Origin of the sequence: Massilia aurea, from assembly GCF_024753205.1 — a bacterium.
Taxonomy (GTDB): Bacteria; Pseudomonadota; Gammaproteobacteria; order Burkholderiales; family Burkholderiaceae_D; genus Telluria; species Telluria aurea.
Window position 1 is genome coordinate 732099 of record NZ_JANUGZ010000003.1, and the last position, 11705, is coordinate 743803.

At 63.2% G+C, this 11705-nt stretch carries 12 protein-coding genes; 4 read left to right on the forward strand and 8 right to left on the reverse strand.

The genetic code is table 11. The features are described 5' to 3' along the window. Position 1 precedes the first annotated feature (1 nt). Genes NX775_RS13795 through mraZ form a run of 6 tightly spaced genes read right to left on the reverse strand, consistent with a single transcriptional unit; the run spans position 2 to position 6340 of the window. Positions 2-1372 carry a UDP-N-acetylmuramoyl-tripeptide--D-alanyl-D-alanine ligase gene (locus tag NX775_RS13795; protein WP_258836521.1) on the reverse strand — a complete coding sequence of 457 codons (1371 nt, stop codon included), beginning with the start codon at positions 1370-1372 and terminating at the stop codon, positions 2-4. Further along, a complete protein-coding gene (locus NX775_RS13800; RefSeq protein WP_258836522.1) occupies positions 1372-2904 on the reverse strand; it encodes a UDP-N-acetylmuramoyl-L-alanyl-D-glutamate--2,6-diaminopimelate ligase in 1533 nt (510 codons plus the stop codon). The genes NX775_RS13795 and NX775_RS13800 overlap by 1 nt, the downstream gene beginning before the upstream one ends. Further along, entirely contained in the window at positions 2904-4679 is a 1776-nt protein-coding gene (locus NX775_RS13805; RefSeq protein ID WP_258836523.1) for a peptidoglycan D,D-transpeptidase FtsI family protein, read from the reverse strand. The genes NX775_RS13800 and NX775_RS13805 overlap by 1 nt, the downstream gene beginning before the upstream one ends. Next, positions 4676-4948 (reverse strand): cell division protein FtsL, encoded by a 273-nt coding sequence (ftsL, locus tag NX775_RS13810; protein WP_183557193.1) that lies wholly within the window; start codon positions 4946-4948, stop codon positions 4676-4678. Before ftsL ends, NX775_RS13805 begins: the two co-directional genes overlap by 4 nt. Beyond that, a complete protein-coding gene (gene rsmH / locus NX775_RS13815; protein WP_258836524.1) occupies positions 4945-5904 on the reverse strand; it encodes a 16S rRNA (cytosine(1402)-N(4))-methyltransferase RsmH in 960 nt (319 codons plus the stop codon). Before rsmH ends, ftsL begins: the two co-directional genes overlap by 4 nt. Positions 5905-5911: 7 nt before the next feature. After that, the gene (gene mraZ, locus NX775_RS13820) at positions 5912-6340 is read right to left on the reverse strand and encodes a division/cell wall cluster transcriptional repressor MraZ (protein ID WP_183557569.1); all 429 of its coding nucleotides are present in this window, start codon (positions 6338-6340) and stop codon (positions 5912-5914) included. Between the two features lie 504 nt (positions 6341-6844). Between mraZ and NX775_RS13825 the strand changes: the two genes are divergently transcribed. From NX775_RS13825 to udk, 4 genes are all read left to right on the forward strand, one after another. Continuing rightward, positions 6845-7480: a response regulator gene (locus tag NX775_RS13825; RefSeq protein WP_258836525.1), complete on the forward strand. Its 636-nt coding sequence runs from the start codon at positions 6845-6847 to the stop codon at positions 7478-7480. Positions 7481-7649: 169 nt separating this feature from the next. Then, positions 7650-8039, forward strand: coding sequence for a response regulator transcription factor (locus NX775_RS13830; RefSeq protein ID WP_258836526.1), 390 nt, complete (start codon positions 7650-7652; stop codon positions 8037-8039). A 283-nt stretch (positions 8040-8322) separates the two neighbouring features. Further along, positions 8323-8580 carry a hypothetical protein gene (locus NX775_RS13835; RefSeq protein ID WP_258836527.1) on the forward strand — a complete coding sequence of 86 codons (258 nt, stop codon included), beginning with the start codon at positions 8323-8325 and terminating at the stop codon, positions 8578-8580. An 85-nt stretch (positions 8581-8665) separates the two neighbouring features. Further along, a complete protein-coding gene (gene udk, locus NX775_RS13840; RefSeq protein ID WP_258836528.1) occupies positions 8666-9307 on the forward strand; it encodes a uridine kinase in 642 nt (213 codons plus the stop codon). A gap of 10 nt (positions 9308-9317) precedes the next feature. On the opposite strand, the gene NX775_RS13845 is transcribed toward udk, so the two are convergent. Together NX775_RS13845 and NX775_RS13850 are read right to left on the reverse strand one after the other, a co-directional pair. Further along, positions 9318-9725 (reverse strand): response regulator, encoded by a 408-nt coding sequence (locus NX775_RS13845; protein ID WP_258836529.1) that lies wholly within the window; start codon positions 9723-9725, stop codon positions 9318-9320. Positions 9726-9883: 158 nt separating this feature from the next. Further along, the gene (locus NX775_RS13850; protein ID WP_258836530.1) at positions 9884-11443 is read right to left on the reverse strand and encodes a sensor domain-containing diguanylate cyclase; all 1560 of its coding nucleotides are present in this window, start codon (positions 11441-11443) and stop codon (positions 9884-9886) included. Positions 11444-11705 lie beyond the last annotated feature (262 nt).

Here is an 11705-nt window from a genome sequence, read left to right on the forward strand (position 1 = left end):
ATTAGTGGGCGTCCTTGCCAAGGGGGGTTGATCCGGTCAGGTGCAGGACCACGCGTTCCATTTTCATGAAACGCGAGCCCTTCACCAGCACAGTCGCGTCCGTATTGCTGCCCAGTTTTTTATCCAGTGCTGCCAATAACTCGTCGAACTGCTCGTAATGCTGTGCTCCCGACGCGGCCAGATGGCGCGCCAGCTCGCCCGTCGCGAGCACGGTGTCGATGCCACGCGTATGTGCGTAAGCCCCGATTTCTTCGTGAAATTCTTTGCCCTGCGCGCCGACTTCGCCCATGTCGCCCACCACCAGGATGCGCGGCGCGGGATACGCGGCCAGCACGTCGATGGCGGCGCGCATCGAATCGGGATTGGCGTTGTAGGTGTCGTCGATGACGGTCGCGCCGCCGGCGGCCTGCTTGCGCTGCAGGCGCCCGCCGACCGGTGCGAAGGCTTCGAGGCCGCGCACGATGGCGTGCTGATCGATGCCAGCGCCGACAGCACAGGCGATCGCGGCCAGCGCATTGCGCACATTGTGCTCCCCGGCCGCGGCCAGCTTGATGGCGAACTGTGCGCCGCGTGCGCTCACCTGCAGGTCGCTGCCAAAGCCGTTGCTCGTGTAGTCGGCGCGCACGTCGCAGGCGTCAGAGAGGCCAAACGTGATGACGTCGCAGGCGGCCAGGCCGCGCCACAGGCCGGTGTACTGGTCGTCGCCCGGGAACACGGCCACGCCATTCGGCGCCAGCGCTTGCAGCACGGCGCCATTTTCGCGCGCCACCGCTTCCACGGTGTGCATGAATTCCTGGTGCTCGCGCTGCGCATTGTTCACCAGTGCGACCGTCGGTGCGGCGATGGCCGCCAGGCGGGCGATCTCGCCCGGATGGTTCATGCCCAGTTCCACCACCGCCGCGCGGTGGGAAGCCGTCAGGCGGAACAGCGTGAGTGGCACGCCGATCTCGTTGTTCAGATTACCCTGCGTGGCCAGGCGCGCTTCTTCGCCCACTGCCGCTGCCAGGATAGCCGCGATCATTTCCTTGACCGTCGTCTTGCCGTTGCTGCCGGTGACGCCGATGACGGGTAGAGTGAACCCCGTGCGCCAGGCATGCGCGATGCGGCCCAGCGCCACCAGCGTGTCGGGCACGACGATCGCCGGCAGCGTCCAGCCGTCCGGCAGCGTCGACACTACGACAGCCGCGACGTCGCGCGCCGCGACCTGGTCGAGGAAATCGTGGGCGTCGAACGACTCGCCGCGCAGCGCGACAAACAGCGCGCCGGCGTCGACCTTGCGGCTGTCGGTTGACACGCCGCCAAAGGCGACATCCGCGCCGACGAGGCGCGCGCCGGGAATGGCCGCCACGAGTTGTGCGAGCGTACCGCGCATCAATGCGTCCTCAACATGGTAAGCCGCGCCGTCAATGCGAGCGAAGCGTGGTCCGTATCCGAAAACGGCATCTTGCGTCCCTTGATTTCCTGGTAAGGCTCATGGCCTTTGCCTGCCAGCAGGATCACGTCCTGCTTGGCCGCCTGTTTCACGGCCAGCAGGATGGCCGACGCGCGGTCTTCCACCGTCTGCAGGCGCGAGCCCGGGGCATTGGCGTCCATCCCCGCCACGATCTGGGCGATGATGGCGCTTGGTTCTTCGCTGCGCGGGTTGTCGCTCGTGACGAGCACCTGGTCGGCGGCCTGCGCGATGCGGCCCATCTGCGGGCGCTTGCCCGGGTCGCGATCGCCCCCGCAGCCAAACACGCACCACAACTGGCCGCCGCGGTCAGCCGCCACCTGGCGCAGCGCGTCCAGGGTTTTTTCCAGTGCGTCCGGCGTGTGCGCGTAGTCGATCACGACCATCGGTGCATCCTGCCCGCCCATCTGTTGCATGCGGCCCGGCGCCGGCACGAGCGATTCGATCGCCTCGACCGCGCTTTTGAGCGCCACGCCGCGCGCCAGCAAGGCGCCCAGCACCGCCAGCGTGTTGCTCACGTTGTAGTTGCCCACCAGGCGGCTGCGGATGGTCGCGCTGCCCGCGGGCGTTTCGACCTGGCATTCGGTGCCGGCGTTCTTGCTGCGCATGCCGCTCGCGCGCAGCACGGCCACGCCATCCGGCGCTGCTGACGCATCCAGTGTGTAGCCCGTCACGGCCAGCGCCGGGAAGTTCGCGCGCAGATGCGCCACCAGGCGCTGCCCGGCTGCGTCGTCAAGGTTCACGATCGCGTGCTTCAGGCCCGGCCACTCGAACAGCTTGACCTTGGCCGCCTCGTAGCTCGCCATATCGCCATGGAAGTCGAGGTGGTCGCGCGTCAGGTTCGTGAAGATCGCCACGTCGACATGCATGCCGGCGGTACGCTCCTGCACCAGACCAATGGACGAGGCTTCGATTGCCAGCGCCGTGACGCCCTTGCCGTTCAGCTCCGCCAGCGTCTGCGCCAGCAGCACGGCGTCCGGCGTCGTGTAGCCGGTGACGTCGAACCGCGCTTCGGTTTTTGCCTTGGGCGCGATGACGCCCACGCCCAGCGTGCCGATCACGCCGGCGGTCTCGCCCAGGCGCGCCAGCGCTTGCGCGGTCCACAGCGCGCACGAGGTCTTGCCGTTGGTGCCGGTGACGGCGACGGTAAACATTGCGCTGTCCGGCTGGCCCAGCACCGCATGCGCGATCGGACCGGCCAGCTGCCTGAGGCCGGCCACGGCCAGGTGCGGCGTCGTGACTGTGTCAGGCCAGGTGAAGTCCTGATCGTCATACACGATGGCGGCGGCGCCCGCGTCGGCAGCCGCGCCGATGAAGCGGCGGCCATCCTGCGCATCGCCCGGATAGGCAAAGAACACGTCGCCCGGCTGCACGCGGCGCGAGTCGGAAACGAGACGGCCGCCCGGTGCGGCGGCGGCGATCCAGCTGCGGATGTCGTTCAGGCCTGGGCTCATCACATGCTCTCCTCGAGTGGGACTTCCGGAATGATGATGTCCGTGATGGAGGAATCGGGCGGCACGTTGGCCGCGCGCAGCGCGCTGGCAAACAGGTCGGCGGCCGTCGGTGCGGCGACGCTGCCGCCGGTGCGCAGGGCGCCGCTCGGATCGTCGACCATCACGGCGATGATGAAGCGTGGCTTGGACATCGGCCCGATGCCGGCGAAGTAGCCGATATTGTTGGTGCGCGAGTAGCGGCCGTTGACGAGCTTTTCGGCCGTACCGGTCTTGCCGCCGATGCGGTAGCCGGCGACCTGCGCTTTGGACGCCGTGCCTTGCGGGCCGACCACCGATTCGAGCATCGTGCGCACCTGCGCTGCGGTCTTGGGCGAAATCACCTGCTGGCCGACCGGTTCTTCGTTGACCTTCACGAACGACAGCGGAATGATGTCGCCGTTGCGGGCGAAGATCATGTACGAGCGCGCCATCTGCAGCAGCGACACCGACAGGCCGTGGCCGAACGCCATGTTCGCGTACTCGATCGGGCGCCACGATTTCCATGGCCGCACGCGGCCGGCGGTCGCGCCCGGGAAGCCGAAGCGCGGGGCCTGGCCGTAGCCGACCTTCGTGTACATTTCCCACATTTCCTGCGCCGGGATGCGCTGCGACACCTTGACGGCGCCGATATTCGACGACTTCTGGATGATGCCGCTGACCGTCTGCACGCCGTAGTTGTGGGTATCGCGAATGCGCTTGCCGGTGATCGTCATCCAGCCCGGATTGTTGTCGAACACCGTGTCGGGCGTGATGCGGCCCGTGTCCAGGCCCAGGCCAATGGTGATCGGCTTGATCGTCGAACCCGGCTCGAACGTGTCGGTGATGACGCGGTTGCGCAGCTGCTCGCCGGTCAGCTTGGAGCGGTCGTTCGGGTTGTAGGTCGGGTAGTTTGCCAGCGCCAGCACCTCGCCCGTATGAACGTCGAGCACCACGGCGGCGCCGGCCTTCGCATTGAACTTCTCGACCGCGTTCTTGATGCTGGTAAACGCAATGTATTGCAGCTTGCTGTCGACTGACAGCGTCAGGTCGCGGCCCTGGTGCGGCTCGCGGAACATGCCAAGATCTTCGGCGATGTGGCCCAGGCGGTCCTTGATCACGCGGCGGCTGCCAGGCACGCCCATCAGCGTTTTCTGGTGTTGCAGCTCCATGCCTTCCTGGCCCTTGTCTTCCACGTTGGTGAAACCGACCAGGTGGGTGACGACTTCGCCCTGCGGGTAGAAGCGCTTGTATTCCTTGCGCGTGTCGAGACCATTGATCTTGAGCTTCTCGATTTCGGCGATCACTGGCATTTCGACCTGGCGTTTCAGGTAGACGAAAGTGCGGTCCGAGTCGAGCTTCTTGCGGATGTCGGCTTCCGGCATGCCCAGCAGCTTGGCCAGTGCCGTGATTTTTTCCGGCGGCGAGGCCAGCACGTCTTCGGGGATCGCCCACACGGCGCGCACCGGCAGCGAGGTGGCCAGCACGGCGCCGTTGCGGTCAAGGATGCGGCCACGCGTGGCCGGCAGTTCGAGCGTGCGCTCGTAGCGGCTCTTGCCCTGGCTTTGCAGGAACTGGTTCGACACGCCCTGCAGCCAGACGGCGCGCGCGCCCAGTGCGGCGAACGACGCGAACAGGACGAACAGCACCATGCGCGAGCGCCAGTCGGGCAGGCGCACCGCGAGCACCGGGCTCTTGGTGAATGCAACGCCCTTCGAGGCAGCAACGCGTGCGCCGGATTTGGAAGCACCGCGCGTCATGGGGCGCCTTCAGTCAGGTATTGGGTACGGGCGGGCGTGAGCGGCGCCATATTCAGTTCGGAACGGGCAATCTGCTCGATGCGATCGTTCTTGGCCAGGCGCGACTGGTCGAGCTGGAGCTGGTCCCAGTCGACGTCGAGCTGGCGCGCATGCTGCTGCAGGCGTTCGAGTTCGATCAGCAAGTGGCGCGCCTGGTAGCGGGCGTTGACGACCGACAGCGCGCAGCCGACCAGCAGCGTGGTAAGAAACACGTTGACCTTCACGCTCATGTCGGCGTTCCCAGGCGTTCGGCGACGCGCAGCACGGCCGAGCGCGAGCGCGGGTTGTCCGACACTTCGGCATCCGATGGCTTGATCTTCGTGATCAGCTTCATCAACGGCTGCGGCAGGTCGACGGCGCGGATCGGCAGGCGCCGGTCGGGCTGTTCGACATTGGCTTTGGATGCGAAGAACTGCTTGACCATGCGGTCTTCCAGCGAGTGAAAGCTGATCACCGACATGCGGGCGCCGGGCGCGAGCATGCTGTAGGCAGCGGTCAACCCCGCTTCGAGGTCTTCAAGCTCTTGATTGATGAAAATCCGGATAGCCTGAAAGGTCCTGGTTGCCGGATCCTTGCCTTTCTCCCTGCTTTTGACCGTGCTTGCCACGATTGCGGCAAGCTGTCGTGTGCTTGAAATTGGTTCGACTGCGCGGCGAGCAACAATCGCCTTTGCAATCTGAAAAGCAAACCGCTCTTCTCCATAATTGCGTATCACCTTTTCCAAATGGTTTTGCTCTGCCGTCGCGACCCATTCGGCCGCCGACATGCCGCGCGTGGTGTCCATGCGCATGTCGAGGGGGCCGTCCTGGCGGAAGCTGAAGCCGCGGCTGGCGTCGTCGACCTGGGGCGACGAAATGCCCAGGTCAAGCAGGATGCCGTCGACCTGATGAATGCCGCGCGCGGCAAGCGCGTCGGCCATCGTGGCAAAGCTGTCGTGAACAATGCTGAAACGCGGATCGTCGATCTGCTCCGCGGTTGCAATGGCTTGCGGGTCCTTGTCGAACGCGATCAGGCGCCCTTCCGGCGCCAGGCGCGACAGCAGCAGGCGGCTGTGACCGCCGCGACCGAAGGTCCCGTCTATATACGTACCGGCAGCACGTGCGCCGCTCAGCTCGAGCGCATCGACTGCTTCGTCAAGTAGCACCGTGCGATGCTGATAATCAGGCACCGTCAAAGAATCCGTCATCGGCGCCTCAGAAAGAAAAATTGGAAAGTACATCCGGCATGCCGCCAGCCACGGCTGCGGCCTCGTCCTCGGCCAGTTTGGCGGCGTTCCAGATTTCGAAGTGGCTGCCCATACCGAGCATCATCACTTCCTTCTCGAGCCCGACTGCAGCGCGCAGTTCGGGAGAGATCAGGATCCGTCCGGCGCTGTCGAGCTCGACATCGACGGCATTGCCAAGGAAAATACGCTGCCATGAACGGGCCGACATCGGCCAGGCGGCGATCTGCTTGCGATGCTCTTCCCACACCGGGCGCGGAAAGAACAACAGGCAGCCCTGTGGATGCTTGGTCAGCGTGACGCGACCTTCGCACTGAAGTGTCAGGGCGTCACGATGCTTGGCTGGAATGGACATCCGCCCTTTTGCATCGAGGTTGATCGCTGACGCGCCCTGGAACACGTAAATGCCTAGCTTGGAGAATTCGGTTGGTCGTTGTTGTCTGGCGCCGGGATCTGGATTTCTTCCCACAAATCGACACTTTTTCACACTGTTTCCCACTTTAGTGGAAGCAATGTTGACGGTCAAGCGAAATCCCAACCGTGCTTTCCTAATTTTGCCAATGAAACCAATGACTTAGGTGCGTGTTTGGGGTACTCGACAATTCAAAATATTCCTTTAAATTAGGGACTTAGCCGTCACAGTGAAGGTCGGGCCTCATTCCGCAACCACATATTTACGTTTGTGCCAGCGCAAGGCAAAGAATAAGATTGACGTAAAGTAACAACCAGCGTGTGTTTCAAACCACTGTACGGGCATCCAGCACTCTGATGTACCCCAAGAACTTGCCAATGCGCTATCCTCCGCTTTGACAGCACCGAATAACAACTTTTGGTTTAAGGAATTCTTCATTTATCTGGTTAACTATTTTGACTTTGGGAAACTTAAAACGTAACATCAGTAAATATGAAAAATTCCCCCGACCTGCAGCCGGCAGCACCGTACAACGCCGCCGACTTTTGCTCGACCAAGGAGGCGGCCGCAGTCCTTGGCGTATCGCATCGCACGGTGCAACTGTGGGTGGAGAGCGGTACGCTGCAAGCGTGGCGCACGGCCGGCGGCCATCGCCGCATCACGCTGGAATCGGTCAACCGCCTGGTCGAAGGGCGTCGCGTTGCCATCGCCGCGCACGCGCCGCCGCCGGCCGCGCCGGTCGCCCCGGCGTCCTCGACGCGGCGCGTGCTGGTAGTGGACGATGATCCCCTGATGCTGCGCTTGTACGAACTCGAGATGGCCGGCTGGGGCATGGACCTGAACGTGGTCAAGGCCAACAACGGTTTCGAGGCCCTGATCCGCATTGGCGAAGAGCGTCCCGACCTGCTGGTGAGCGACCTGAACATGCCGGGCATGGACGGGTTCCGCATGATCCGCACGCTGCGCGAAGACAGCGGCAGCGCCGGCATGAGCATGATCGTGGTCAGCGGCCTGGACCGTGCAACGATCAAGGCGATGGGCTTGCCGGCCGATATTCCGGTGTTCCCGAAGCCGGTGCCGTTTGGCGAATTGCGCGCTGCTGTTGAACACGGTCTGGCGCGCGCTTGATCAGCAACTGAACTGCTATGCTCGGCGCACCGACGCGCCTTTCATGCCAGCCCATCCATGACCGCCACCCTGGCCTCCATGCCGATCTTGCCTACCCTGCCGATCCTGCCTGTCTTGCGGTGCGACCGGACGGGCGCCATCAGCCTGCACTCACGCCAGGAGCACGGCGATGCCCGCTAACACCATTCTCGTCGTCGATGACCAGGACGAACTGCGCCTGCTGATCTCGCTGAGCCTGCAAGCACTGGGCCGCATCGTCGAAGCGGCCAACGCCGAACAGGCGCTTGCCCTGTTTGCGACCGAGCGGCCCGACGTCGTTATGCTCGATATCTGGCTCGGCCCCGGAGAGAGCGGCCTCGACGTCTGCGCGCGGCTGCGGCAGGATCCGGCCAACGCGGGCGTCAAGATCGTGCTGCTGTCGGCCTGCGGCCAGCAAAGCGATGTGGCAGCTGGCATGGATGCCGGCGCCGATCTGTACATCGTCAAGCCGTTCAGCCCGATCGAACTGATCGACGCGGTATCGGGATTGCTGGCGAGTTTGCCTGAAAACACGGTCTAATATTTCTTTATTTAAACTAATATTGCTTTTAGAGACTATTCTCTAATTTGCCAAAAACCCGCAAAACCGACAACTGTTTTTATATTTATTGCAATTATCAGCGTTTGAGTCGACGGCCTGCGAAATGCATTCGGTCGAACCGGCAAGTAAATACCGCCAAACCCGAAATACCGCTAAATCCCTTCTTCGCTTCGTTTCACACTGTGTTCGCACACGGCTTCGCCGATGTGGCTATGATGGTCTTCATCGATCATCTAACGGCTAATTGCCCCGACCACAAAGCATGTCGCGCTCCCTTCGTTTCCTTGCTGCTCTCCTGGCCACCGCCACCCTGACCTTGCCGGTCGGTGCGGATGCGCACGTGGTGTCGGCAAGCTTCGAAGCGCGCCTGACGATCATTGCCACCTGCTCGATCAGTGCCGGCGCCGCCGTGCAGGTGCAGTGCGCCAGCCCGGCCACGCCGTATCTTCTCGATGCTCCGGCAGCGCCATCGCTGCGCAGCGCCGGCCCGGACGCCGGCCGCGTCACCGTCTACTTCTGATGCACTGACAATCGAGCCAGGTCAGGGCCAGGTCATTGCCAGGCCTGCCCTGTCGGCCTGCGCGCCTCTCCGGTATCATGCGGGGATGAATTCCATTCCTTTTTCGCCATTCGTCATCGGGGTCGCCGGTGGCAGCGGCAGTGGCAAGTCCACGGTCTCCCAGCAGGTACTGGCGTCGTTCGGCGCCGACATGGTCTCGATCGTGATGCAGGACGATTACTACCGCGACCAGTCCGACCTGCCCCCTGAAGTGCGCCGCAAGCAGAACTACGATCATCCGCATGCGTTCGACTGGCCGTTGCTGATCCAGCACGTCCAGGCCCTGCGCAATGGCGAGGCGATCGCCATGCCCGAATACGATTTCACGATCGACAACCGCTCGGACAAGACCATTCCCGTCAAGCCGGCGCCCGTGATCGTGGTCGAAGGGTTGTTTGCGCTGTACGACGCCGATCTGCGCGACATGATGTCGCTGAAGATCTTTGTCGATACGGCATCCGACGTGCGCTTCATCCGCCGCATGCAGCGCGATATTGCCGAACGTGGCCGTTCACTCGAGAGCATCGTCAGCCAGTACCTGGACACGGTGCGGCCAATGCACAAGCAGTTCATCGAACCCACCAAGCGCAATGCCGATGTGATCCTGCCCCATGGCGCCAATGGCCCGGCGGTCGACATGATCACCACCAAGGTCGCGAGCATCGTCGGCCGGTCGAAGCGGCCCTGAACCATCGGGCTCACATGCGCATGTGCTTTTCGACGGTGGCCTGCAGCGCGGATCTGAACCGGGCCAGGTCGCCCGACTTGTGGACATAGTCGACGGCGCCGAGCTTGCGGGCACGCTCGCGGTCGGTGTCGAGATCCGAGTTGGACAGGATGATCAACGGCACGTCGTACTGCAGCTGGTAGCCCCGCATCAGGATCATCGTCTCGAAGCCATCCATCCGGGGCATCTTCAGGTCCATGAGGATCAGGTCGAAATGACGTTGCTTCATCAGGACCAGCGCATCCCAGCCATCGCGCGCGACATCGACATCGACGCTGCCTTCGAATTTTTCCAGCGCCTGCAACGTGAATTCAGCGTCGAACGGCAGATCTTCGACCACCAGAATGACTTTTTTGGCAGCATTGTCTGTCTTGGTCATTGCACAGTCTGGCTTTCCGGTGAATCGCGTCGTGGAGGTACTGCTGGTCGTCGGCATCATCAATACAGTATAGACGAGCCACTGCCCTGGCGTTGGGCCATGTCCGGCAGATGTCCCGACAATCTGAGGCAACCGTTCAGCCCCGCTGCCGGCCGCTGCTACGGCCCGACGGCAAGGCGATTGCGCCCATCCATCTTCGCCTGGTACAACAGGCGGTCCGCAGCTTCGATGGCGTCCACCGGCGCGTCGCACGTGCCATCGGCCTGGTTGCAGGTATGGACGCCGAGACTGACCGTGACATGGCCGTAGGAACTTCCCTCGTGCGCCAGGCCAAGCGCCTGCACGGCGCACCGGATGTTCTCGGCCACTGCGCGGGCGCCATCGCTGTCGGTATCGGGCAGGATGATGGCGAATTCTTCGCCGCCGTAGCGCGCCGTCAGGTCAGTCGGCCGCCGTGGTCCCGACGCGATCGCGCCCGCGACCCGGCGCAGGCAATCGTCGCCGGCGACGTGGCCATAGCAGTCATTGAACTTCTTGAAGTGGTCGACATCGAGCAGGATTAGCGAAAATGGCAGGCCGCTCCTGCGTCCCCGTTCGTATTCGACGGCCAGTACTTCGTCGAAGCGGCGCCGGTTGGCCAGCCCGGTCAGGGCGTCGACGTCGGCCAGGTGGCGCAGCGATACATTGTGCAGTTCGAGCGCGCTGCGCGCTGCGCGCAACTCCGATTCCAGCGCTTCGCGCACGCGCAACTGGCTGATCATGCGGTGCCCTCCCCAGCCGAGCATGCACACGGCGAACACGACCACGCAGCTCATCTTGATCACGGCCATCCACCAGCCGTCCAGAATTTCGTCCTTCGACTGGGCCGTTGCCACCAGCAGCGGAAAGCCGTCCAGGTGGCGATAACTGTACAGGCGCTCGACGCCATCGATCCTGGAAGTCATCATCGCCGTGCCGACGGGCCCCGATTTGGCATACGTCTGGAACACGGGACCGTTGCTGATGCTCGTTCCCACCATCACGGCGTTGAACGGGCGGCGGTACAGCAGTGTGCCGTCATCGATGGCCAGGATGATCGTGCCGGTGCGGCCGACATCGAAGCTGTCATAGAACTTGCCGAAGTAATCCAGATTGAGCGACGCCATCGCAACGCCGCCGAAACTGCCATCGGGGCGGTTGATCCGGCGCGACACGGGAATCGTCTGGACGCCGGTGGAGCGGCTGAAGATCGGCTTGCCGATACGCGTGCCCAGGTCGGTATGGGTCATGTGGTAACGGAAAAACTCGCGGTCGATATTGCTGCCCGGTAGCACTGCTGGCAGCGAGGTCGCCAGCCGCATGCCGTCGGCGCCGTAGATGAACAGCTCGCGCACTTCTTCGCTAGTGCGCGTGATGCGCGCCATCCGTGCATGCAGGCGCCGTACATCCACCGGCTGCGTGGCTGACTGCTCGACCCGTTCCACCATCTCCGCCAGCACCGAGTCGGCCACGGTCAGCGAGCGCTCGGCGTGCGAGGCCAGCGCGCGCGCCATGTTTTCGGTGCTGATTGCCGTCTGGTCCAGTTCCCCCTGGCGCGATGCCCACAGGCTCCATCCATGCAGGCCGATCAGCAACAGGCAAAAGCCCGCCATCAGAATAATCGACCGCACGACCAGCGGTCTGCGCCGCTCGTCGAGATGTTGCAGGCGGAGCAGGTTGAGATCGGCGGAAGGGGGCATGGCAAGAATGGCAACGAGGAAAAAGAAAGATTCCGGACAGCTTAATAGTTCCTTCTGGAAATGTCTTGCAGATTAGAACGTAAAGCCTCGTTCTGTTCATGGCTTAGATTCAGGACCGAACGGGCGAGCATGGGAACCTGCGCCGATGGTCGCGTGCGCGCAACAGGGACGGATCAAACGATGTGATCCGATACAAACTGATAGAATGTTTCCTGATGGAAATTTACAAATGATCGCACTATTTTTGGACAGCCTGGATGCC